Consider the following 23,202-nt stretch of genomic DNA (forward strand, 5'->3'; position numbering starts at 1 on the left):
GCGTTATCGTCGGACGCAGGCCGCTCGCCCCTTCCCGGCCACTCAACTTACAGCTCATAAATGGACTCTCGTGCGAAGCCCGAAATCACTGTGCCTGGCATTGCTGCCTCGCAGGGCATCGCTTACGGACAAATCTTCGTCTACCTGCAGAGCGACGTCGAGGTGCCGAGTTATCTGGTGGAGCCGGAAAAGCGGATCGACGAAGTGGCGCGTTTCGACCGCGCGCTGGTGATGACGCGGCAGCAGATTTCGAAGATCATGAATGAGGTGGAGAAGAACATCGGCCCCGAGGAGGCCGGGATCTTCGACGCGCATCTGATGGTGCTCGAGGACGAGGCCCTGATCGGCGAGACGATCCGCGAGTTCGAGTCGACCGGCCGCAACATCGAGACCTGCTTCCACAAGGTGTCGTCGCGCTACGTGCAGGCGTTCTCGGAGATCGATGACGAATATCTGCGCGAGCGGGCCGGCGATCTGCGCGACGTCGCGCAGCGCGTCCTGCACAATCTGCTCGGCCAGGCGGAAAACTCGCTCAACCGGCTCGCGGATCAGCGCATCGTGGTGGCGAGCGACATCTCGCCGTCGGAATCGGCGACGCTCGACCGGTCCGCGGCGCTCGCGCTCGTGATGGATTCCGGCAGCAAGACCAGTCACGCCGTGATCGTCGCGCGCTCGATGAAGATTCCGTCGGTCGTCGGCGTGCGCAATCTCACGGCCAAGGTCACCAACGGCGACTGGGCCATCGTGGACGGCTACGACGGCGTCGTGATTCTCAATCCGTCCGAGAGCACGCTGTTCCGTTACGGCAAGATTCAGGAGCAGAAGAAGTCGTTCGAGGCGCGTTTGCTCGAGGTGAACCGCCAGCCGGCCGTCACGCTCGACGGCGTCACGGTGTCGCTGATGGCGAACATCGAGAAGTCCGAGGAAGTGACGAAGGCCCGCACGTATTACGCCGAGGGCATCGGGCTCTATCGCACGGAGTTTCTTTTCCTGAACACGGCGCGGATTCCGTCGGAGCAGGAGCAGTTCATCGCCTACAAGACCGTGGTCGAGGCGATGGCGCCGCTGCCGGTCGTGATCCGCACGCTCGATCTTGGCGGCGACAAGCCGATGGCGGGGAAGACGGATCTGTTTCCCAAGGAGAACAACCCGTTCATGGGGTTCCGCGCGATCCGGTTCTGCCTCGAGCATCCGGAGATTTTCAAGGATCAGCTGCGCGCGATCCTGCGGGCGAGCACGTACGGCAAGGTGAAGCTGATGTACCCGATGATCAGCGGCTCGGAGGAACTGGCCCGGGCGAACGCCGTGCTGGCGGAGTGCATCGCCGAGTTGAAGGCGAAGGGCGTGGCCTTCGACGCCGACATGGAAGTCGGCACGATGATCGAGATTCCCAGCGCCGCGACGACCGCTGATTTGCTCGCGGAGCAGTGCGCGTTTTTCAGCATCGGCACCAACGATCTCATTCAATACCTGCTCGCAATCGATCGGGTGAACGATCGCATCGCGCATCTGTACGAGCCCACGCATCCGGCGATCCTCCGCACGCTGCGTTATGTGGTCGCCGAGGCGCACAAGCGGAAGCTGCCGGTGAGCGTGTGCGGCGAGATGGCCGGCGATCCGATTTTTGCCCCGCTGCTCCTGGGCCTCGGCATCGACTGCCTCAGCATGTCGCCGTCGTGGCTGCCGTCCGTCCGTTACCTGATTCGCGCCATGACGATGGCCGACGCCCGGGCGCTGGCGACGCAGGCCCTGGGGATGAGCTCGCCCAAGGAAATCTACGCGCTCTGCGACGCCTTCTACCGGCAGCGCGTGCGGATGGACTGACGCTACGCGCCGGTAACGGCGGTGTTACATGTCTCCAGTTGCGATTTTTGCGGGCCGGCATATCTGAGTCCTCGTCAAACGCATGAATTCTTCCGGCCGTTTTTTGCGGTTGTTCGCGTGGGCGGCAGGCGCCTTGGTGTGCACTGCCGGCTGCAACAATATCTTTGTGGCGAAACACAAGGTGCTGGTCGATGCCATCACCGCGCCGGGGCTCGAGAAACCCACGGGCAAATCCTACCGGCTGCTCGCGAAGAAGTCCGTCGTTTCCCAGACGCAGGTGCAGATCCCGGTCGTGAAAGCCTGCGTGGATGCGGCGCTCGTCGGGCTCGGCATGTACGAACCGCCCGCGAACGTGGCGCCCGATCTGTTTATCGAGGTGGGTTACGGCACCGATTCCACGGGTCGGGTTGATCCGTCGACGCGCGAGACGTTCCTGCAATTGTCCGCGCGGCAGAATCCGGAGAAGTCCCTCGACAAGGGCACCGGCCCGGAAGTGTGGGACGTGCGCGTCGCGGTGCTCGGCATCGCGGGCCGCATTGAGGCGGCGATGCCGCTGTTGTGCGCGGTGGCGGCGAACTACATCGCGACCGACACCCACATGGAGACGAAGGTCGATATCCCGCAGAATTCCCCGATGGTGGCGTCGGTCCGTGAATCCGCGATCAAGGCCCTCGAGGCGAAAGCCCCCGCGCCGGAGCGGGCGTCGCCGGGCGACCCGGCAACGCAAGCGCCGGCACCGACCCCGGGCAACGTGCAGATCGGGAATCCGGTAAAGTAAGGTAGGCGCGTCGGCCGCCAGGGATTGTTTCCCTGGGACCGCGGACGCCCTCGTCCGCTCCGGACCTAAAGGCAGGCGGGACGCCTGCGCTCCCAAGGCGAGCCTCGTGACGCGGATCGGGACGTTCCTCGGTACGTGCGCGCCGCCGCTCTATCGCAACGCGGCCGCCAGCGTGTGCGCGGCGTCGGCCCACGTCGGCAGCGCCCGGGTCGTCGCGGCGGCAATCAGCGACGCGACGTGCACGTCGTCCGTGAGGATGCGCCGCAGCGCCCGGCTCCACGCGGCGCGATCGTTCAGCGTCACCGGCACGCAGCCGCCGCCGTCGGCGTTCTCGCGCAGGACCGGCAGGTCGCTGCAGACGCAGGGCAGGCCCTGCCACAACGCTTCGAGCAGCGGCAATCCGCAGCCTTCGGCCACCGTGGGAAACACCAGCGCGCGCGCCGAAGCGCACAGCGCGGCAACCGTGGCATCGTTGGCGGCCTCGTGGAAATGCAGTGCGCCCGGAAATGCGCGTTGCAGCGCTTTGATGCGGTCCACGATTGGCCGGCCGAAGTGCGGATTCACGCGACCGACGACGTGCAGCTCAAACGCGAGCCCGGCCGCCCAGAGGTCGGCGCAGACCTCGAGGAGAAACGTCTGGTTCTTGCGTGGCTCGAGAATGCCGAGCGTGAGCAACTGCGGCGGGGAATTCGACGGCACCACACGGTGCGTCACGCGCGGCTGGCCGCTGAAATCGGCCCCGAGCGCGAGAATGTCCACGGGCGGCGGGCGCGTGACGCCCTGCCACTGCCAGAAGCCCAGCAGCTCGTCCCGACTCGCGGCCGAAACCGCCCACACGCGATCGAAGCGCGCGAGTTGTTTCATGTAGCCCGGGTGGCGCGCGACGCTCTGCGGCCACGTGATGTGCGGATGCTTGAGCGGAATCGCGTCGTGAAAAATCGCCGCGAGCCGGCACGGACGATTCTGCAGGAAGGCATTGAAACCGGGGCGTTCGTCCTCGGAAAACAACTCGGCGGTGAGAAACCAATCGTTGGCCTGCGGCCGGGTTGGGCCCGGAGCGAGACCGCGGGTGGCGGCATCCCAGCGTATTTCCACTGCCGCTGCGCCGAGGCCGTCGCGCAGTCGGGCGCTGACGCGGGTCAAACCGGAGCGGTGGGTCGCGGCGCCGGTCTTCGTCGTATCGAAGAGGATCATGACCCGGCCACGGTGAGCGGAGGATTCGGCGCAGCGGCTTGGGCGGCGATCACCCGTTCGAAGTGGGAGAGGAGGCGGCGGGCGTTCTTGTGGGCGTCGAAATTCTCCTCGACCCAGTGCCGCGCGGCGGTCCGCAGTTTTTCGGCAAACGCGTCATCGCTGGCCAGCCGCCGCAGCGCCGCAACCCAATCGGCCGGCAGGTCGACCGGGGCGACCAGGCCGGTGATGCCCTGCGTGATGGCTTCGGTGGTGGCGGCGGCGGGAGACGTGACCACGAGCACGCCGATCGACATCGCCTCGGGAATCACGTTCGGCAGGCCGTCGCGGTCGCCGCTCGGCGCGATTACGCCCGTGTGCAGCAGGACGTCGGCCCAGCCCAGCGCATTCCAGACTTCGTGTTGCGGCAGGTGGCCGGTGAACGTCACGTGCGCAGCGATGCCGAGATGGCCGGCGAGTTTCTCCAACTCGGGCCGCAGCGGGCCTTCGCCGACGATGCGGGCGGCGAACGGAATCCCGGCGGCTTTCAGTGCGGCGTAGATGCGAAGCTGGTGGTCGAGACCTTTTTTCTCCACCAGCCGGGCCACGCAAATCAGGTGGAGCGGCATGCGCGAGGCGCGCAGCGACTTGAGGACGGGCAGGCGATCGAGGCCGCGCCGGATGCAGATGATCGATTCGGCGGGAATCTGGCGTTCAATCAGGCCGCGCCGACCCATTTCGGTCGAGGTGTGAACGAAGGCCGCGTGCTCCAGCTTGTCGCGCAGCCACCAGTCGCCGCCGTGTTCGTAGATATCGTACGCGTGCGCCGCGGCGCTGAAGCGATGGCCGTCGAGGCGGCCGAGCAGCCAGGCTGCTGTCGCCGGCGCGCCGCCCCACGCGGCGTGAATCAAGGCCGGACGGTCCTGGCGGAACGCGCCAGCAAAAAGGCAGGCGAAGCCGGCGCCGAGCATGTTTTCCCAAAAGTTCATCCACGACGGCGCCCGCCGCGTGCACAGTCCGCCCAACACTTGGCGCAGGACCTCGGGCCGACGCCACGACTCGTAGGGAATCATCCACAGCAGCGTCAGCAGCCGCCACTTGTTGAAGCGCGCGACCGGCAGCCCGCGAAAGGTGCCGCCGCCGCCCCAGAGCGAATAGATCCGCAGGTTCGCGCCGTGGCTCTTCATCGCGATGATTTCACGCTGCAGAAACGTCTCCGTGTTTTTCGGGAACGTCGTGAACAGATAGGCGATGACGGGCTTCGGCGCGGACAAGATGTAACGAAGCTAGAGCGCTCGTTGCGCGGCGGCCAAGCGGATTGCGTGCGGAATGGAAGTGGAGCCGGGAAAAATGCAGTCGCCCGCGAATCACGCGGATGAGCGCGAATCAGAAAGCAGCCAATGATGGCCTCATACCAATCGCTCATTGCTTTTGGACTTCTGGATCGATCGTGGCTACGAGCGCCAGCGAGTGGCTGTTCGGCCACTCGCTGGCGCTCGTAGCCACGGCTAAAGTCCAAAGGCAAAGGGCGATTGGTATCACTCCACGGCAGACCAGGATGAAACGTCGGCGAAATCGCTTCCGCCTCCGTTATTCGCGCCGATTCGCGTGATTCGCGGGCGATCGCAGGGCTTGTCCCGAATCAGGACGGCGTGTCCGTCAGCGGGAAGGGCGGACGCGACGGCTTCACGGGTTCGCGCACGACGGGCGGATACGGCTGGCGGCGCAATTTGGCGTGCGGGACTTCGTTGGCCAGGTTGACGAGTTCGTCGATCAGGACCGTCGGGTCCTCCTCGTAACGGAGCCGCACGAAATGTTCGCGCACGGACTGATACGCCGCCGGGTCGGCCATCCACGCGTCGATGATGCGGGCGAAGTCGGCGGCGTCCTCGATCTTTTCCGACGCGGCGCCGTTGCGGAAGAATTTCCACGTGAGCTGTTCCTGCGGCATGATGCCGCCGAACGCATTGAAGATGATCGGGCACTGGAAGTGCAGCGCCTTGGCGCAGGTCGTGGTGCCGCCGCGCGTCACGATGCAATCGCTGACCTGCATCAGCAGGTGCACGGTCTCGGAATAACCCTCGATGTAACAGGTGAACTCCGGGTGCAGCGCGCGCCAGTGGATGAGCGCGTTGAATGTCTCCTTGTCGCGGCCGCAAATGATGATCGCCTGGATGCGGTCCGCGTACTTGAGCAGCGCGGGCAGCAGTGCGGCGTGGTTGTTCGCGCCGTTGCCGCCGGTCGCGAGAAAGACGGTGAAGCGCGTCGGATCAAGTCCGAGCTGCTCCGTGCGGAATTTGCGCCGGGCCGGCTCGTCCATCGCCTCGAGATGCGCGCGCGGCTGCATCAGGTAGCCGCGCACGCGGGCGCGCTCCGGCGGAATGCCGCACTTCACCGCGTAGTCGCGGGCGGTCGGCGTGCGCGAGACATAGAGATCTGCAGTCGGCTCGATCCAGTTGCGCGAATAACCCCAGCCCCCGGAAAACTCGCCGCAGTAGGTGGCGCAGCGCACCTTCGCGTCGCCGAGCGTCTTGCGCGCGAGCTGAAAATAGCCGCGGTTCAGGCAATCGTGCACGCTGAACACCAGGTGCGGTTTGTACTCCCGCAACACCTCGAGGTAGTAGCCCGCACCAAGCCGGACGTTGCTCCGGTTGATGTAACTCAGCACCTCCACCATCGTGTAAAAGATCTTATGAAACCACGGCGCGCCGCGCTGGATCCAGTTGTAGAAGTTCACTCCGGTGCGATTCACCACGGAGGACTTTTCCAGCATCTGCTCGATGCGCACGTCGACGTCATGCCGGTAGAGCAGGAAACACCATTCGGCGAACGCCTGCGCGCGGGCGTCGTGGCCGCCGCCGGTGCTCGAGGTCAGGACGAGAATGCGAAGCTTGGACATGCGGCGCGGTCAGGAGAGATCGAAGTAACGCGCCTGGATCCGGCGCTTGAGCGGCAGCGATCCGAACCGCGCGATGAGGGGCGCGATCACGGCCTGGAAAAAACGTCCGGTCCGCACCGTGCCGCTGCGCCCCCGGAGCAGCGCGCGACGCAGCGCCGCGGCCGCGTGCGCGGGCGGCGGTCCACTCTGCATCATCGCGCGGAAGGCGTGCCACGCGCGCTCCTGGCGTGCGTCGGGCTGCGCCTGCGGACGTTGCAGCGAACCATCGAAATCGGTGCGGTAGTCGCCGGGCCTGAAATCGATCACCGCCACGGCGGTCGGCGCGGTTTCAATCATCAGGCTTTCGTTGAGCGCCGTGAGCCCGGCCTTGGCGATGTTGTAGGCGCTCTGAAAGGGCAGGGGAAACTCGGCCGCGAGCGAGGAAATGTTCACCAGCGCGCCGCGGTTGCGGGCCAGCTGGCCGCGGAGGGCCAGATGCGAGAGTCGGGCGGGTTGCGTGAGCATGACGTCGATTTGATCGCGCCACACGGCGAAGTCGACGGCCGCGAACTCGGCGAAGACCCCGAAGCCGGCGTTGTTGATCACGAGATCAAACCCGCCCGCGGCGGCATCCGCGGATCGAAAGGTGTTTTCCAGCTGCGCCGGGTCGCGCAAATCGAGCGCCACGGGCGTGAAGCGCGGTGCGTGCGCCTGCGTCAGATCGGCCAGCCGCGCCGGGGCGCGCGAGGTGCCCCAGACGCGCACGCCCTCGGCCAGCAGCATCTCGGCGAACGCCCGGCCGAGTCCGGTGCTCGCGCCGGTGATGAAGGCGGTGGCAAAGCGATCGGAAACGCGAGGGGCAGCCACAGCTTCAGGTGACGCGCTTGTAGACCAGCGCGACGTTGGCGCCGCCGAAGCCGCTGCTGTTCTTCACCACGATGCCGGCCTGCCGGGCCTCGGTCGTGCAGGGAATGTTCAGGCCTTCGCACTCGGGATCGAGCTGCGTGAGGTGGGCGTTGCCGGGGATGAAGCCGTCGCGCAAGGCCAGCGCGCAAAACGCACTTTCCATGACGCCGGCGAGCGACAGGCCGTGGCCGGTGAGGGCTTTCGTGCTGCTGACAGCAACCTTCGGCAGCGACTCCTTGAACACCGTGCGCAGCGCGCGGGCCTCGGAGATGTCGCCGATCAGGGTCGAGGTGGCGTGGGCGTTGACGTAGTCGACCTCGGCCGGGGCGACGCCCGACGCGCGCAAGGCGTTGGTCATCGACGCCGCTGAGCCGCTGCCTTCGGGGTGCGAGATGGCGACGTTGTGGCCATCGGAGGCCTGGCCCCAGCCGAGCAGTTCGGCGTACGGCGTGACGCCGCGGCGCGCGACTTCCTCCTCGTTTTCCAGCACCATCACGACACCGCCGCCGGTGCCGACGAAGCCGTCGCGGGCGGCGTCGAAGGGCCGCGACGCCAGGTTCGGATCGGTCTGCAAGGACAGCGTGCGCATGCCGGCGAAGGGCAGGATGGCGTCGGTGTTACCATCCTCGGCCCCCACGACGAACATCCGTTTCTGCCGTCCGAGCATGATGTCGTCGTACGCGTAGCCCAGGGCGTGGGCCGAGGAGGCGCAGGCGGACGAGAAGCCGCACGAGGAACCCTGGATTTTGAAGGCGGCGATGAGGTTGAAATTCAGCGTGCCGGCAATCGAGGCGACGATCCCGAGCGGCGAGCACCGCATCACGCCGAGCTTCGTCAGCCGGTCGTGGTGATAGTGGAGCAGGAAGGGCGAGCCCGCGGAGGCGGCGTAGAGGCCGGTCTGAGGGTTGGAAATGTCCGGCTCGGTCAGCCGGGCGTCGGCCACCGCTTGCAACATCGCGCACTGGGCGAACAGGCCGTTCGGCGCCATGGTGCGGAGCAGTTCGCGCTTGATCTTGTAGGCGGCCGGAAAGGTCCAGTCCTCTTGATCCGGCGTGTCGGCCGTGAAGCCCTTGATCGTGCCGGTGACCTTGACCGGAATCTCCGGCTTTTGGAACGGCGGGTAGAGTTCGAACCCGTGACGCAGCTCGCGCAGGCTGCGCGTGACGGTGGCGGCGTCGTTGCCGATGCTGGTGATGAAGCCGAGGCCGGTGATGAAAACTCTGGGCATGCGCCTTTGGAAGGGAGCGAGTGAAGGCCGTTGGGCGGGAGTGGTCAACGCGGGAGGCGGGTTCGGTGCGCGCGCGGCGAGTTGTTCGATGCACGACTATCTATGCACATAGTTATACCAATTGCCCTTTGCCTTTGGACTTTAGCCGTGGCTACGAGCGCCAGCGAGTGGCCGAACGACCACTCGCTGGCGCTCGTAGCCACGATCGATCCAGAAGTCCAAAAGCAAGGAGCGACTGGTATTTGGCAGGGCGGCGTGCCGCCACGGCACATAAAAAACGGCGGCCGTTCAGGCCGCCGTGAAAAGGCAGGGTAAGGAAGACGCGCTCAGGCGTTGATCGCGGCCCGCAAGGGAGTGGGCGGCGTGGCGGTCGTGGCGGCCGCGGTGCCGTTGACGCCTTCCTGGTGATTGGCGCCCACCGGATTGATCGAGACGGGGGCGTTGACTGCGTCGACGAAACCGTAGGTCAGCGTGATTTCCTCGGCGATGACGGCCTTCTCCTGACCAACGCGGATCGAACCCTCGAAGGTCGCGAGCGGCATCTTCATGCGCTTCGGTTTGATCGAGAGCGTCAGGATGTCGCCCGGCTTGCAGATGCGATGGGCGCGGACGCCTTCGCAACCGGTGAAGAAAATCGTCTGCGGGCTGATGACCTTGCCGGCCTCGGTCGGAGCGCCTTCGAGCAGATAGAGGACCGCGAGCTGGCCCAGCGCTTCGAGCATGATCGACGCCGGCATGACGGGGTTGTCCTTGAAATGGCCCTGGAGGAAGAACTCCTGACCCGAAATCTTGTACTTTCCGTTGGCGGCCGTGGAGCTCACGGAGGCCTCGTTCAGGAAGAGGAACGGCGGCTGGATCGGCATCACCGCGGCCACGTGCTCGATCGGGATGAACTTCGTCGGCTTCGGCAGTGGCAGGCCGCGAATCTTGCAATCGATGAACGTCTTTACATCGCCGACGGTCCGCAGGTTGCGGAGCTCATCGTTGTTGATCGTCATTTGCAGGACATCTTCGACCAAAATGACGATTTCCATCATCGTCAGGGAGTCGATCCCGAGATCTTCAATCAGACGCAGATCATCGTCCGCGTCCTTCAATTTCATCCGCAGATCCGGCTCCACAAACCGCTCGATGACGCCGATCACGACTGCCGGAACATGCTCGGGATTACCGGTCTTGCGATACTGCACCGCGGCTTCGAACGTGGAAGGCGAGCAACGTTTTAAGGCCTCGCGCAGAGCGGCTTCGTCTTCGGGAGCAAACTGTTTCGGTACGGCCGAAATCGGTTTTGTCGGGACCGAACTGGTTGAAGCGGCATCGGGCATTGTTCGTTCCTTCTATGTTACGGAGGAGTGGAAAGTAAACCCATTATTTCTGAGGGCGGAACTCCTCATCGTACCGGCGCGGGGGCGGTGGTTCCGGATTTCTTTCAGCGTGCTGACAACCCGAATACGGCCGGTGCGGGCGCGCGTGGGACGCGGGCGGGCACGATTCGCGCTCGACCCGGTGTCGCTTAGTGTGCCAGTTCCCTCGTTGCGCATGAGCGCCGTCGCCAACGCCAGCACTGCCGGGTCGCCTGTTTTCCTGATCACGCACGAGTTTTTCCCGAAACGCGGGGGAATCGCAACGTTTGCGGAGGAGATTGCGCGCGCGTCGGCCAGCCTCGGCTACGATGTCGAAGTCTGGGCCCAGGCGGCTCCGGCGACCAGCGAACGCACCGACTGGCCGTTTCGGCTCCGGCGGCTGCCCCTGAAAGGTACCCACGATCTTACCTGTCAGCTGAAACTCGCGCGCGAACTCATCCGGCACCGTCGCGACCTCCGGCGGGCCACGGTCTATCTGCCCGAACCCGGGCCGATGCTGACCATGATGCTGCTGCAGTTCTTCCACGCCTTTCGCCCGCGGCGGCTGGTGCTGACCTTCCACGGTTCGGAGATCCTTAAGTTCGCGCGCAGTCCATTCCGGCGCTGGCTGGCCCGGCGGTTGATTGGCCATGCGACGCGCGTGAGCACCCTGAGCAATTACACCCAGGAGCTGTTGCTCAGTCATTTCCCGGAAGCGGCGGAAAAGATCTACCTGACGCCCGGCGCGCTGCGCTCGGACTTCGCCGTGGTCCCGCCGAAACCGGAGACGCGCAAGGACAAGATCGTGATCCTCACCGTCGGTCGGCTGCATCCGCGCAAGGGCCAGCTGCTCACGTTGCAGGCCCTGCAGATGCTCACGCCCGACGTCCGGGCGAAGATCGAGTACTGGGTGGTCGGCGCGCAGAGCAAGGGCGGCTACGAAAACATCCTGCGCTCGACCGCCGCGGCCACGCCGGATCTGGCGGTGCGGTTTTTTGGCAACCTGCCCGACGACGAACTGACGGGCGTGTATGACGGGGCCGACATCTTCGCGATGACGAGCGTCAACCTCGACCGCAGCGTCGAGGGCTTCGGGCTCGTTTACTTGGAAGCCGCGGCGCACGGTCTGCCGGTCGTCGCGCACGACGTCGGGGGCGTTTCCGACGCGGTCGTCGACGGCGTCACCGGATTGCTGGTACCACCCCAGCGGCCGGTCCAGCTGGCGGCGGCGTTTGAGAAACTGATCTTCGACGCGAGCCTGCGGCGGCGGCTCGGGGCCGCGGGACGGGACTGGGCGTTGCGGAATTGCTGGAAGGAATCGGCGGAGGCGTTGTTCAACCCGCAATGGAAGGACGCGTGATCGAGTCCCGCGCGCAGATCGTGGTCCGGTACGCCGAGACCGACATGATGGGCATCGTCTATCACGGCAATTACCTGCCCTGGTTCGAAGTGGGGCGGACCACGCTGCTCAAGGAGATGGGCCTGCCGTATCGCCAGCTCGAGGCCGATGGCTTCCGGTTGCCAGTGCTGGAGGTCACGGCGAAGTACCTCCGGCCGGCGCTGTACGACGACACGATCACGATCGTCACGTTTCTGCGCGAGAAGCCGCTGCTGCGGATCAAACTCGAATACGAGGTCCGGCGCGGCGACGAGTTGCTTGCGACCGGCACCACGATGCACGCGTTTGTCGATCGTTCCGGCCGTCCGGTGCGCCCGCCCGCCGCGGCCGTGGCAATTTTCGGCGCGGCGTTCGAGTAATACCAATCGCTCCTTGCTTTTGGACTTCTGGATCGATCGTGGCTACGAGCGCCAGCGAGTGGCCGTTCGGCCACTCGCTGGCGCTCGTAGCCACGGCTAAACTCCAAAGGCAAAGAGCGATTGGTATAACGGAGCGCTTTCAAGCGGGGCGTCCGCGAATCACACGAAACCACGCGAATGAAGCGGTGGCGGCGGGCCCGGGGGCACTAGCGTTCAGCCGCGTATTCGGCCATCACGATCGGATCGGCTTCGCGCACGGCGGCGCTGGCGAGCTGCGCGCCGCCGCCCAGTCGATACACGGCCCACACGGCGTGGGCGCGCACCAGCGGTGAATCATGCGTAGAGGCGAGCGTGACCAAGTGCGGCAACAGCGTGGCGTCGGTGGTGTTGCCCGCGACAACGCACGCGTTGCGCAGGAGGCCGGTGAGCTTGAGCCGCTTGATCGGCGTCCGGCGAAACACCTCGGCGAAGCGAACCGGCGTGAGCGTGAGCAGATCGGCGAGCGTGAGGCCGGCGAGATCATAACGCGCGGACAGCAACAGCTGCCGGCCGGCCTGCGCGAAACGATTCCACGGGCAGACCTCGAGGCAGACATCGCAGCCGTAAATGCGATGCCCGATGCCGGCCCGCAGTTCGCGCGGGATCACGCCTTTGTTCTCAATCGTCTGATACGAGATGCAGCGGCGCGCATCGACCACGCCCGGCGCGGCGAAGGCCTGCGTCGGACAGGCGTCGAGGCAACGCGTGCAGTTGCCGCAGAGCAGGCCGACGTCCCGCTCGCGGAATTTCGCGCGAATGGGTTCGTCGGGTGCGAAGTCGATTCGCGTCAAGATCGACGCCAGGAACAGCCAGTTGCCGTGCCGACGCGAAATCAGCATCGCGTTCTTCCCGGTGAAACCCAGCCCGGCGCGCGCCGCCCACGTGCGCTCGAGCACCGGACCGGTGTCGACATAGTAACGATAATCCTGGGCCGACGCGCCGTGCTCCGTCTCGAGGATCCGGCCGGCGGCGACGAGCGCCGGCTTGATCGTGTCATGGTAGTCCTCGTGCAGCGCGTAGCGGGCCCAAGTCGGGGAATTGCGGAGTGCGGAGTGCGGATCGCGGATTTTCTCCGACCAGTAGCTGACGCCGAGCATGATCAGGGAGCGTGCACCGGGCAGGACGAGATTGGGATCGAGGCGTTTGTCGGCCGAACGCTCCATCCAGTGCATGTCGGCGTGCAGGCCGGCGTCGAGCCAGGCGCGCAGGGGTGCGGGGCGATGCGGGGCGATGGCGGCAAAGCGCACGTCGTCAAAGCCGAGGGCGAAGAGCGATGCGCGGAGTTCCTCCTGGGAGCGCCGGCCTCCGGTCGGCAACTCCGGCGGGGCAGGCGGGACGCCTGCGCTCCCAAGGGCCGATTCCATGGTCAGCGCTTTTCCTGGGCGCGCGCGAAGTCGACCGCGTCGCGCCGCCAGGCCCGCATGACGTGGGCCACGATATCGTTGAGCGGCCGGCCGTCGGTCAGAATCACCGTGCCCGATTGCTTGTAGATCGGTTCTCGCGCGGCGTAGAGCACGCGGATGCGTTCCTCGGGATTTTCGACCGCGAGCAGCGGGCGGTTCCGCTGCCGCGACGTGCGGGCGAGAATGGTTTCGAGCGAGGCGTGGAGGCAGACGACGACGCCCTTGGTCTTCAGTAACTCCAGCATGCCCGGTTGCACGACGAGGCCGCCGCCGCAGGCGATGAGCGTTTTCTCTGCGGGATGGCCGCGCTCGATGAAGTCGCGCTCCATCGCGCGGAACGCCGGTTCGCCGTCCTGCGCGAAGATGTCGGGAATTGTTTTGCCCTGCAGCCGCTCGATCTCGTGATCGCTGTCGAGCAGGTGAAACGCGATCTTCTGCGCGACCGCCCGGCCCACCGTGGTCTTCCCGGTGCCCATGAAACCGACCAGGTAGAGGTTGACGTCCGCAGGGTTCATTACGTGCGTTCTCAGGGAAACCGCGCCCTGCGCGCATTGCCAAACACGAAATCGCCATGAATGCCGTCCGTCCGCGCTATGCCTTCGCCAGCGACAACACCGCGGGCCTTTGCCCCGAAGCCCTCGCGGCACTGTCGGCGGTCAACGCGAGCAGCGTGCCGAGTTACGGCGACGATGACGAAACGAGCGCGGCGAAACGCCGCCTGGCGGAGGTGTTCGAAACCGAGTGCGACGTGTTCTTTGTGTTCAACGGCACCGCCGCCAACGCGCTCGCGCTCGCGGCGCTGTGCGAGCGGCATCATGCGATTCTCTGTCACGCGCTCGCTCACATCGAAACCGACGAGTGTGGCGCGCCGGAATTTTTCACCGGTGGCAGCAAACTGCTGCTCGTCGAGGGCCCGGACGCCAAGCTGCGGCCCGCGGAGCTTGAGCCGGTGTTGCACCGCGGACACGGCGTGCACTTCCCGAAAATCCGCGCGCTCTCGCTCACGCAGTCGACCGAGCTCGGCACGATCTACACGCCGGAGGAGGTGCGCGCGCTCTGCGACTTCGCGCACGCGCGCGGACTGGCGGTGCACGTCGATGGCGCGCGTTTTGCGAATGCGGCCGCGGCGCTGCGCGAGCGCGGGGTCACGCCGGCTGATCTTACGTGGAAGGCAGGCGTCGACGTGCTGTGTTTCGGCGGGACCAAGAACGGGCTGCTGGCTTCGGAGGCGGTGATCTTCTTCAACCGCGATCTCGCGCGGGAGTTCGAATATCGCGTCAAGCAATCGGGCCAGCTGCAGTCCAAGCTGCGATTCGCGAGCGCGCAATGGAACGCGATCCTGCGCGACGACACGTGGCGGCGTCATGGCGCGCACGCCAACCGGCAGGCGCGGGTGTTGTCGGATGGCCTGGTCGCGCTCGGTTTGAAACTCGTGACGCCGACGGAGGCCAACGGCGTGTTTGTCGACTTGCCGCCGGCGCTGGTCACGGCGCTCGAGCGCCGCGGCTGGCATTTCTACCGGTTCGTCGGCGAGCACGGCTACCGGCTGATGTGCTCCTGGGCGACGAGCGACGCCGACGTCGCGGAGTTCCTGGCCGACGCCCGGGCGGCCGGATAGGACTGAGCGTGCCCGGCATTCTCTGGAGGGCGTGGCTCGTCCACGCTATGTCCTGCTCAGCGGAACTCATGCAATAGGCCTCCCGTGAATCACTCGAACGGACGCGAATTTCAGAGGTGAAGGTGAAGTCCGCCCCTCTTCAGTCACGTTCACGTTTGGGTAAAGGGCGCTCTCTCTCTTCGTTTTTATTCGCGTTTATTGGCGTGATTCGCGGGCAATTGATTGATTCCCGCTCAGGCCAGGCTCGACTTCGGCCCAAGCGCCATCGCGCGCGGCCGCAGCACCTCGAAGTGCGTATCCGGAATGATGGGACCCATGTGCATCACGGTCTCGGAGCCCAGCAGCGAGGCGAGCGCGCCGCAGGCCGGCAGGGGCCAGTTGCGCAGGTAGCCATAGAGGAAGCCCGCGGCCCAGGCATCGCCGGCCCCGTTGGTGTCGATCACGTCGGCCACGGCGACCGGGGCAATCCGGTGCAGTGCGCTGTCGTTGGCGATCCATGCGCCGTCCTTCCCGACCTTGACCGCGGCGAGCACCCCGAGATCGCCGAGCTTGCGGGCGAGGGTGGAGAACTCGGACGTTTGATCCTCAAACAGCGCGCGAATCTCGTCCTCGTTGGCGAAGACGATGTCGATGCCACGGCGGAACTGGCTGAAGAGCCACTGCCGGGACGCGTGGACGACTTCGAAGGACGAGAGGTCGAGGCTCGTCGTGCAGCCGGCGGTCCGGGCTCCGGCCAGCACTGCGTCGGCGAGCGACTGATTGAAGACCAGATAGCCTTCGATGTGCGCGTGACGGCAGCCGGCAAAGTCGTCGGGCGCGATCTCGGTGGGCGAGAGCGTCATCGCGGCGCCAAGACACGTGCGCATCGTGCGCTGAGCGTCCGGGGTCACGAGGATCATGCTGCGGGCGTTGGGTTGGGCGCCGAGCTTGAAGCGGCCGCCGTCGACGCCGGCCTTTTCGAACGCCTGCCGGTAGGTGCGCGCGAGGTGGTCGTTGCCCAGCTTGCCGAGAAAGGTCGTGCGCAGGCCCAGCCGGGCGGCGTTGTAGGTGGAGTTCGCGGCGGAACCGCCCGTGGCGTACGCCGGCTCGCCGTCGAGGAGGGTGACGATGCGTTTGATCTCGTCGTGATCGACGAGGACCATGCCGCCCTTGTCGCCCGCAACGTTTTTCTGGATGAAGTCGTCCGTCACGCGGGCGAGCAAATCCATGATGGGCGAACCGACGCCGATGAGATCGAAACGGTGAGTCATGTGAAGGAAAGGTGAGCAGGAAACCTGGAAGCCGGGAAACGAGCGGGTGAATTCCTAGCTTCGTGGCTGTCCGCTTCAAATAGATTGAGCGGGCTCATGTGGTCACGGTGAGGCTCGTGGCCAGCAGCGGCTCGTCGTCGATCTCCACGAGCAGCGAGTAGTCGCCGGGCCCCGGGAACGAGAGATTGCGGATTTCGTTGATCAGGTTGATCCGGTGCAGGGGGCTCTGGCACTCGAACGGGCGCTCGAGCAGCGGCTGCGGATTGGTGGCGTCGAGGCCCATCGAGATGCGGAGCCGGTGCTCGCCGGGGCTGCAATCCGTGATGGTGAGAAACCAGATCATGAACGGATGCGTGACCGGAAACTGCACCGCCTGGATGTTGGAAAAAATGCCCAGGATGGTGTGTTTGCCGGAGCCCGGATCGATGTGCACGCCATCGCAGGTCAGCCAGGCCAGGAGTTGCGGTTTTGAATGCACCTGCGGAGCAGGGCCGGCGGCCCGGTGTGGCGCAAATGATTTTTCTTGGAGTCCGCCGCCGCTGCCGGCTTCGTGGCGGCGTGCTTCTGGCTGAGGTTGTAACGCAAGCCCTGGCGATTGATCTCTCCGCCTATCCACGCTGGCTCGTGGTCGCGGTGGGCACGCTCTGCGCGGCGTTGGTGATTTGGATTTTGATCAAGCTGCTGAAGGTCGCGCTGTGGCTGTTGTTCTTCGCCGTCCTGATCGGCGGCTTCAGCTGGGCGGCGTGGTTGCTGGTGCAGTGAGGCCGTGGCCGAGCCGTTACGAGTTGCCCGCGAAACACGCGAATGGCGCGAAATCGGAAATGCGGCGGAGGTTCTCTCGTTTGCGAGGCAGGGAGCCCGCCTCAGGTTGACCTGAATTTTGTGTCATTCGCGTGTTTCGCGGGAGCGTCGGTTTTTTTGAGAGTGGGCCGATTCGCCGTAATTCGGCGCGTGTGACGAACTTTGTCTTGCGCGTTGAAAATGCGGACGTTCACGCTGTTGACCCGTGAAATACATTTTCGTGACGGGTGGGGTGGTTTCGTCCCTGGGCAAGGGCCTTACAGCAGCAGCCTTGGGCGCGCTGTTGGAGATGCGTGGACTCGTCGTCCGCATCCAGAAGTTCGACCCCTATCTCAACGTCGATCCGGGCACGATGAGCCCGTTTCAGCACGGCGAAGTCTACGTGCTCGAGGACGGCGCCGAGACCGATCTCGATCTGGGTCACTACGAGCGTTTCACGAGCGGGAAACTCTCGCGGCTCAACAGCCTTTCCTCCGGCCAGGTCTATGAAGCCGTGATCCAGAAGGAGCGGCGCGGTGATTATCTGGGCAAGACCGTGCAGGTGATTCCTCACGTCACGAACGAGATTAAGGAACGCATCTATGCCGGCGGGAAGGACGCCGACGTCCTCATCACGGAGATTGGTGGCACGACCGGTGACATCGAGGGCCTGCCGTTTCTCGAGGCGATGCGCCAGTTCGCGCTCGAGGTTGGACCGCGCGACGTGGTGTTCATCCACGTGACGCTGGTGCCTTTTCTGAAGGCTGCGGGCGAGCTGAAGACGAAACCCACGCAGCAGTCCGTCGCGAAGCTGCGCGAAATCGGCATCCAGCCGCACGTGCTCGTCTGCCGCACGGATCACCCGCTCGATCACGATCTGCGCGACAAGCTTTCGATGTTCTGCAACGTGCCGGTCAAGGCCGTCATCGAGTGCCGCGATGTCGATCACTCCATCTACGAGCTGCCGCTCGCGTTGCAGAAGGAGGGCATGGATCAGCTCGTGCTGGATTTGCTCGGGCTGAAGAATCCGCCGCCGGAGAAGAACATCTGGGTGGAAATCGTTCGCCGCATCCTGAATCCGAAGCACGAGGTCACGATTGGCGTGGTCGGAAAATACATCGAGCTCCAGGACGCCTACAAATCCGTCTACGAGTCGATCACGCACGCGGGGATCGCGAACAATGCGAAGGTGAACATTCGCCGCATCGATGCGGAGGACGTGGAGAAAAAGGGCGGGCTCGCGCTGCTCAAGGGCCTGGACGGCATCCTCGTTCCCGGCGGTTTCGGCGATCGCGGCACCGAGGGAAAGATCGCCGCGGCGAAGTACGCGCGGGAAAACAAGGTGCCGTACTACGGCCTCTGTCTCGGCCTGCAGATCGCCGTGATCGAATTTGCCCGCAATGTGCTGAAGCTCCCCGGCGCGAACAGCACCGAGTTTGATCCCAAGCCGGCGCATCCCGTGATCAACATCATGGAGGAGCAGAAGAAAATCGTCGACAAAGGCGCCTCGATGCGGCTCGGCAGCTACGAATGTGCGCTCACCCCGGGCACGCTGGCGCACAAGGCGTACGGCGCCGACAGCGTGCGCGAGCGGCATCGTCACCGTTACGAGGTGAACAACGCCTACGTCGGCCAGTTGCAACGCGCCGGCATGGTCGTCAGCGGCATCAATCCCCGCCGCAATCTGGTTGAGGTGATCGAGTTGAAGAACCATCCGTGGTTCGTCGGCACGCAGGCGCACCCGGAATTTCAATCGAAGCCCAATCGCGCGCACCCGCTGTTCGCGGCCTTCATCGCCGCGGCACTGAAGTACGGGCGCGGCTCTGGGTCGTCGAAGAGTCGAAAGGCCGAGAAGGCGAGTAGCCGGACGACCCGATAGTTCTGACGCATTGGCTTCTCGACTCCTGGACCCTCGACTCCTCGCCTCAAGCTGTGCTCTTCGAGCCCGACAAACTCCTGCTCATCGCCGGACCGTGCTCGCTTGAAAACGAGGGCGTGTGCCGGACGGTCGCGGAGTCGCTCGTGGCGATCCGGGCGGCGCAGCCGGAGCTGAAGATCGTCTTCAAGGGTTCGTTCGACAAAGCGAACCGCACGTCGCTCGCCGGCGGGCGCGGCACCGGCCTCGAAGCCGGCCTCGCGCTGCTCGCGCTCGTGAAACGCGAGTATGGTTTTCCCGTGCTGACCGATGTGCACGAATCGACGCAGATCCCGGCGGTCGCCGCAGTGTGCGACGTGATTCAGATCCCGGCGTTTCTCTGCCGGCAGACGGACCTGCTGCTCGCGGCCGCCGCGACGGGACGCGTGGTCAACGTGAAGAAAGGACAGTTCCTTTCGCCCCAGGAGATGGTGCATGTGACCGGCAAGCTGCGTGAAGGCCACGCGCGCGAAATCTGGCAGACGGAACGCGGCACGACCTTCGGCTACCAGAACCTCGTCGTCGACATGCGCTCGTTCGCGATCATGCGGCAAAACGGCTTTCCCACGATTTTTGATGCCACCCATGCGGTGCAGCTGCCGGGCGCCGGCGGTGGCAAGAGCAGCGGGCAGCGCGAGTTCGTCCCGCCACTGGCCCGGGCCGCGCTCGCGGCGGGCGCGGACGGCTTGTTCATCGAGACCCATCCCGATCCGGCCAACGCGATCAGCGACGGCCCGAACATGATCGCGCTGGCCGATTTGCCGGCGCTGCTGGCGTCGTGTCTCGCCGTGTGGCGGGCGGTGAAGGGGGCGGCAACCGGTTGAAAGTTGAAGGGTGAAAGTTGAAAGTGACGACCCGCGCAGGGTGAACCGTTCGTGAAGTTGCTTTGGGGTTAAACTCGTTCCCTTCGGAGCCTTGTTCCGAATGGGCGGTTCGAGTCTCGGCTGGACCGGTCTTTCAACTTTCACCTTTCAGCTTTCAACGCTCCGGGTCGCAGCCCCGGGTCCTCACGCTCCCTTGACCGCGTTCCATCCGTTCCCACACTCGCGGCCAACAAAACCTCCGGATGGAAACTTTTCTGATTGATGTACCGATCCCGTCGATGGGTGCGACGGTGAACGAATTGACCGTCATCTCGCTGAAGGCGAAGGCGGGCGACGCCGTCACCAAGGGTCAGCGGATCGCTGAACTCGAAAGCGACAAGTCGGTGTTCGAATTTGAGGCCCCCTGCGACGGCACGCTCCGTGCAATCCTGGTCAAGGCCGGTGACGTGCTCCCCGCGGGCACGGCCTTTCTCCAGATTGAGACCGCGGATGCAGCTTTGCGCCATCTGGCCCATCAGGCAGCGCAGCTGACGGGAGAGGGGAAGCTGGGGACGTCACCTGAATCGATCGGCAGTCCCGTGTCCCCTGTCTCCCGTCCCCTGATCTGGACCCCGCGCGCCACCAAGCTGGCGCAGGAAGCGGGCTTGGATCCGGCCACCCTGACGGGCATCGAAGCCACCGGTCCCGGCGGGCGGGTGTCGGGCGACGACGTCGCGCGGTTCCTGGCGACGCGGAAATCTTGAGTGGACGCCGCGGCGGGTCCGGCTTTCATCGCACCGATTGAGCACTCACTCTGAAACGGTCCGCATTGCAGGGGTCGGCCACGCCGCTCCGACCAATATTCGAGCGAATAGTGAAATCCTGAAGGCATTTCCCCATCGCACGGAGGACGAGATGGTGCGGCTCACCGGCATCAAGGAGCGCCGGCACGCCGCGGAAGACGAGACGGCGACGGATCTGGCCGCGATTGCGGTGCAGCACGCGCTCACGCAGGCCGGCATGACGGCGAGCCAGATCGATGGCATCATCATGGCCACGATCATTCCCGATCAGCCGGTGCCCTCGATGGCGAGTTCGCTCGCGCGGCGTCTGGGCATTCCGCGGGCGCTGGCGTTCGATTTGAATGCAGCGTGCTCGGGCTGGCTGTACGCGCTCGAAGTCGGCCGCACCTTTATCCTGGCCGGCACTGCGAAGAACATGATCGTCGTGACCGCAGAGCTGCTGTCGCGCATCACGAATCCGCAGGATCACGAGACGGCGTTTCTCTTTGGCGATGGCGCGGGCGCGGCGATTCTCACGAAGGGCGAGGGCGGTCATCGCCTGCATCGGATGGGGCTCAGCGGCGATGCGGATCAGTACGATTCGATCCAGCGGCTCGGCGGCGGCGCTTCGATGCCCTGGCCTGAATCATCCGGCGCGGGCATGGATAATTTCTATCTCCAGATGAACGGCGTGTCGGTGTTCAAGCACGCGGTCGTCGGTTTCGCGGAGCAGATCGAGCAGACGCTCCAACGGGAAAATCTGAAGGCCGAGGACATCGCGTGGATCGTGCCGCACCAGGCCAACGCCCGCATTCTCACCGCGGTGAGCAAGCGCGTCGGCATTCCCTACGATCGCTTTGTCGTGACGATCGGGAAGTACGGCAACACCAGCGCGGCGAGCGTTTCGATGGCGCTCGGCTGGGCCGCGGAAGAGGGCATCTTCACCGACGGCGACAAGATTATTTTCTGCAGCGTCGGCGCCGGCCTCACGTTCGCCGGCGGCTTGCTGGTGTGGTAAACGCGAGTGCGCCGGCATAATTGGTGGCCCTGGGACCGCGACCGCCCCCGGTCGCTCCGACTCTGGTGTCGTACACCGGCAGCGACCGAGGGCGGTCGCGGTCCCGATCGATCAGATTCCCGTCGTCAACCCGCCAGCAACTCGTAACTCAGAATGCTCAACGCGTACACCGCCGCGGTTTCGCAGCGCAGCACGAGGGGACCGAGCGTGATGGGACGGAAGCCGGCGTCGCGTGAAACGCTCATTTCCGCCGGCGAGAAATCGCCTTCGGGGCCGACGAGCCACAGCACGGTGCGCGGCAGTCGCGCGTGGGCCGTGCGAAAGTCCGCCAAGGCCGTCTTGAGCGAGTGTGCGCCCGGTTCGAGGCTTGCGATGAGTTTGAGATCGAAGTCGCGGGCCGACGCCATGAAGGCGGACGCGTTCTGTACCGGTGCGATCTCGGGCACGAAGGGGTTGCCGCACTGCTTCGCGGCCTCGAGCGCCGCGATTTGCCACTTTTCGATTTTGCGCTCCGAGCGGTCGCCATCGAGGTGGACCTGGGTGCGCTCACTCTCGAGCGGGACGATCCGCGCCGCGCCGATTTCCGTGGCCTTGCGGACGATGGCGTCCATCGACTGACCCTTGGGCAGTGCCTGACCGAGCGTGATGGCGAAGGGCAGGGGCGGACGCGTGTGCTGTGAACGCACCCGGAGGACGGCAGCGCTTTTGCGATCGGAAACCAGATCGCAGATCCACTCCGTGCCGCGCCCGTCGAATGCAACCACCGAGTCGCCGGCGCGCGCGCGATTCACGCTCACCAGATGATGCGACTCGTCCGGCGAAAGCGTGATCTCCGTCGGCGCGGCGGCGGCCGGAGTGCAGTAAGCGCGGAAGTCGGGCATCGGCAGAAGTTGAAAGGTGAAGGGTGAAAGTTGAAAGCCGGATTCCGGCAAGCGGTGGTCTTTCAACTTTCACCCTTCACCTTTCAACTGCGCCGCCACGCGGCGCCTACGGCGCCTGAAAAACAGTAAGGGCGCCCGGTGTGAAACCGGGCGCCCTTGCCGACTTGAACTGATTAACTATGAACTTCCCAAAAAGAACGGGTAACTAACACGGCGAAAGACGCGTCGGGGCGGCGGGTGTTCAAAAAACGGCGGGGTCAATTTTTCGTGGACACCGTGGACCGCCAACCTACGGTTCGCGGATTGACAGTCGCCCGGGTGGCGGAATTGGCAGACGCAGTAGACTCAAAATCTACCGACGAAAGTCTTGTGGGTTCGATCCCCACCCCGGGCACCAGTCCTAGAGGAGGGCAAATTCGAGGGAACGGAAAGGGAACAAAACTGCAGTCGTTGGCCCGTGTAATTCGGCCGCGAGCGAATCATTCATTTCCGGCTTTGGAGTTAAGCGCGGGTGGCGGGAACCGCGCCCGGCCGGTCCGATCGGTCAACGCGATGGTGCACGGGTCGGCCGGGAACGAGGAATTCTGGAGGAAGGCCTGCACGCCCTGCACGAGCGTGTTGACGAAGCCCTGGGCGTCGGTTGCGAGCTGCACGCGTTTCGCCAGCAGCTCATAGTTGCGGGCGGCGCCTTGGGATGCGATCCGTTGTGATCCGGATTCTCCGTGATGACATCGATCCACGAACGATCATCCTGCGACTCCGTGTAGTTGACCGTCTGCGCGGGCCACTTGGCAAAGTACCAGGGCGATCCGCGGAGAAAGTATTCCA

At 65.0% G+C, this 23,202-nt stretch carries 22 protein-coding genes and 1 tRNA gene; 11 read left to right on the forward strand and 12 right to left on the reverse strand.

The genetic code is table 11. The features are described from left to right. Positions 1 to 90 precede the first annotated feature (90 nt). Both ptsP and ACLJEU_RS04720 read left to right on the forward strand, forming a co-directional pair. A complete protein-coding gene (ptsP, locus tag ACLJEU_RS04715) occupies positions 91 to 1,824 on the forward strand; it encodes a phosphoenolpyruvate--protein phosphotransferase (protein ID WP_414660720.1) in 1,734 nt (577 codons plus the stop codon). Positions 1,825 to 1,906: 82 nt separating this feature from the next. After that, a complete protein-coding gene (locus ACLJEU_RS04720) occupies positions 1,907 to 2,602 on the forward strand; it encodes a hypothetical protein (RefSeq protein ID WP_414660719.1) in 696 nt (231 codons plus the stop codon). Positions 2,603 to 2,752: 150 nt separating this feature from the next. On the opposite strand, the gene ACLJEU_RS04725 is transcribed toward ACLJEU_RS04720, so the two are convergent. From ACLJEU_RS04725 to ACLJEU_RS04750, 6 genes are all read right to left on the reverse strand, one after another. Then, on the reverse strand, positions 2,753 to 3,796 hold the full coding sequence (locus tag ACLJEU_RS04725; RefSeq protein WP_414660718.1) for a glycosyltransferase: 1,044 nt from the start codon (positions 3,794 to 3,796) through the stop codon (positions 2,753 to 2,755). Next, a complete protein-coding gene (locus ACLJEU_RS04730) occupies positions 3,793 to 5,046 on the reverse strand; it encodes a glycosyltransferase family 4 protein (protein ID WP_414660717.1) in 1,254 nt (417 codons plus the stop codon). Before ACLJEU_RS04730 ends, ACLJEU_RS04725 begins: the two co-directional genes overlap by 4 nt. 368 nt (positions 5,047 to 5,414) lie before the next feature. Beyond that, on the reverse strand, positions 5,415 to 6,671 hold the full coding sequence (locus ACLJEU_RS04735; protein ID WP_414660716.1) for a glycosyltransferase: 1,257 nt from the start codon (positions 6,669 to 6,671) through the stop codon (positions 5,415 to 5,417). A gap of 9 nt (positions 6,672 to 6,680) precedes the next feature. Further along, on the reverse strand, positions 6,681 to 7,517 hold the full coding sequence (locus ACLJEU_RS04740) for an SDR family NAD(P)-dependent oxidoreductase (protein WP_414660715.1): 837 nt from the start codon (positions 7,515 to 7,517) through the stop codon (positions 6,681 to 6,683). A 4-nt stretch (positions 7,518 to 7,521) separates the two neighbouring features. Further along, positions 7,522 to 8,784: a beta-ketoacyl-[acyl-carrier-protein] synthase family protein gene (locus tag ACLJEU_RS04745; protein WP_414660714.1), complete on the reverse strand. Its 1,263-nt coding sequence runs from the start codon at positions 8,782 to 8,784 to the stop codon at positions 7,522 to 7,524. Positions 8,785 to 9,110: 326 nt separating this feature from the next. Further along, positions 9,111 to 9,974 (reverse strand): phosphopantetheine-binding protein, encoded by an 864-nt coding sequence (locus ACLJEU_RS04750; RefSeq protein ID WP_414660713.1) that lies wholly within the window; start codon positions 9,972 to 9,974, stop codon positions 9,111 to 9,113. 349 nt (positions 9,975 to 10,323) lie between these two features. On the opposite strand from ACLJEU_RS04750, the gene ACLJEU_RS04755 reads away from it, so the two are divergent. Both ACLJEU_RS04755 and ACLJEU_RS04760 read left to right on the forward strand, forming a co-directional pair. Further along, positions 10,324 to 11,487, forward strand: a complete 1,164-nt coding sequence (locus tag ACLJEU_RS04755; protein ID WP_414660712.1) for a glycosyltransferase family 4 protein — start codon at positions 10,324 to 10,326, stop codon at positions 11,485 to 11,487. Then, positions 11,484 to 11,885: an acyl-CoA thioesterase gene (locus tag ACLJEU_RS04760; protein ID WP_414660711.1), complete on the forward strand. Its 402-nt coding sequence runs from the start codon at positions 11,484 to 11,486 to the stop codon at positions 11,883 to 11,885. Before ACLJEU_RS04755 ends, ACLJEU_RS04760 begins: the two co-directional genes overlap by 4 nt. Before the next feature lie 206 nt (positions 11,886 to 12,091). Here the strand turns inward: ACLJEU_RS04760 and queG are convergent, their stop codons facing one another. Beyond that, a complete protein-coding gene (gene queG, locus ACLJEU_RS04765) occupies positions 12,092 to 13,288 on the reverse strand; it encodes a tRNA epoxyqueuosine(34) reductase QueG (RefSeq protein ID WP_414660710.1) in 1,197 nt (398 codons plus the stop codon). 2 nt (positions 13,289 to 13,290) lie between these two features. Beyond that, the gene (locus tag ACLJEU_RS04770) at positions 13,291 to 13,842 is read right to left on the reverse strand and encodes a shikimate kinase (protein ID WP_414660709.1); all 552 of its coding nucleotides are present in this window, start codon (positions 13,840 to 13,842) and stop codon (positions 13,291 to 13,293) included. A 56-nt stretch (positions 13,843 to 13,898) separates the two neighbouring features. Between ACLJEU_RS04770 and ACLJEU_RS04775 the strand changes: the two genes are divergently transcribed. Next, complete coding sequence (locus ACLJEU_RS04775) at positions 13,899 to 14,945, forward strand: threonine aldolase family protein (protein ID WP_414660708.1); 1,047 nt, start codon at positions 13,899 to 13,901, stop codon at positions 14,943 to 14,945. Between the two features lie 233 nt (positions 14,946 to 15,178). On the opposite strand, the gene ACLJEU_RS04780 is transcribed toward ACLJEU_RS04775, so the two are convergent. Together ACLJEU_RS04780 and ACLJEU_RS04785 are read right to left on the reverse strand one after the other, a co-directional pair. After that, on the reverse strand, positions 15,179 to 16,195 hold the full coding sequence (locus ACLJEU_RS04780) for an adenosine kinase (protein WP_414660707.1): 1,017 nt from the start codon (positions 16,193 to 16,195) through the stop codon (positions 15,179 to 15,181). Between the two features lie 94 nt (positions 16,196 to 16,289). After that, positions 16,290 to 16,673 (reverse strand): DUF6941 family protein, encoded by a 384-nt coding sequence (locus ACLJEU_RS04785; protein WP_414660706.1) that lies wholly within the window; start codon positions 16,671 to 16,673, stop codon positions 16,290 to 16,292. A gap of 80 nt (positions 16,674 to 16,753) precedes the next feature. Between ACLJEU_RS04785 and ACLJEU_RS04790 the strand changes: the two genes are divergently transcribed. From ACLJEU_RS04790 to ACLJEU_RS04810, 5 genes are all read left to right on the forward strand, one after another. Then, positions 16,754 to 16,957, forward strand: coding sequence for a hypothetical protein (locus ACLJEU_RS04790; protein ID WP_414660705.1), 204 nt, complete (start codon positions 16,754 to 16,756; stop codon positions 16,955 to 16,957). A gap of 244 nt (positions 16,958 to 17,201) precedes the next feature. After that, positions 17,202 to 18,854, forward strand: coding sequence for a CTP synthase (locus ACLJEU_RS04795; RefSeq protein ID WP_414660704.1), 1,653 nt, complete (start codon positions 17,202 to 17,204; stop codon positions 18,852 to 18,854). A 53-nt stretch (positions 18,855 to 18,907) separates the two neighbouring features. After that, positions 18,908 to 19,714: a 3-deoxy-8-phosphooctulonate synthase gene (gene kdsA / locus ACLJEU_RS04800; RefSeq protein WP_414660703.1), complete on the forward strand. Its 807-nt coding sequence runs from the start codon at positions 18,908 to 18,910 to the stop codon at positions 19,712 to 19,714. Positions 19,715 to 19,956: 242 nt separating this feature from the next. Further along, positions 19,957 to 20,457, forward strand: coding sequence for a biotin/lipoyl-containing protein (locus ACLJEU_RS04805; protein WP_414660702.1), 501 nt, complete (start codon positions 19,957 to 19,959; stop codon positions 20,455 to 20,457). Between the two features lie 37 nt (positions 20,458 to 20,494). Then, positions 20,495 to 21,493, forward strand: a complete 999-nt coding sequence (locus ACLJEU_RS04810) for a 3-oxoacyl-ACP synthase III family protein (protein ID WP_414660701.1) — start codon at positions 20,495 to 20,497, stop codon at positions 21,491 to 21,493. A 125-nt stretch (positions 21,494 to 21,618) separates the two neighbouring features. On the opposite strand, the gene ACLJEU_RS04815 is transcribed toward ACLJEU_RS04810, so the two are convergent. After that, positions 21,619 to 22,374, reverse strand: coding sequence for an RsmE family RNA methyltransferase (locus tag ACLJEU_RS04815; RefSeq protein WP_414660700.1), 756 nt, complete (start codon positions 22,372 to 22,374; stop codon positions 21,619 to 21,621). Between the two features lie 312 nt (positions 22,375 to 22,686). Here ACLJEU_RS04815 and ACLJEU_RS04820 point away from each other — a divergent pair. Beyond that, positions 22,687 to 22,771, forward strand: a tRNA-Leu gene (locus ACLJEU_RS04820). A gap of 82 nt (positions 22,772 to 22,853) precedes the next feature. On the opposite strand, the gene ACLJEU_RS04825 is transcribed toward ACLJEU_RS04820, so the two are convergent. Next, entirely contained in the window at positions 22,854 to 23,114 is a 261-nt protein-coding gene (locus ACLJEU_RS04825) for a hypothetical protein (RefSeq protein ID WP_414660699.1), read from the reverse strand. Positions 23,115 to 23,202 lie beyond the last annotated feature (88 nt).

This window comes from Terrisphaera buseokensis (genome assembly GCF_047521145.2).
In the GTDB taxonomy this organism is placed as follows: domain Bacteria; phylum Verrucomicrobiota; class Verrucomicrobiia; order Opitutales; family Opitutaceae; genus ER46.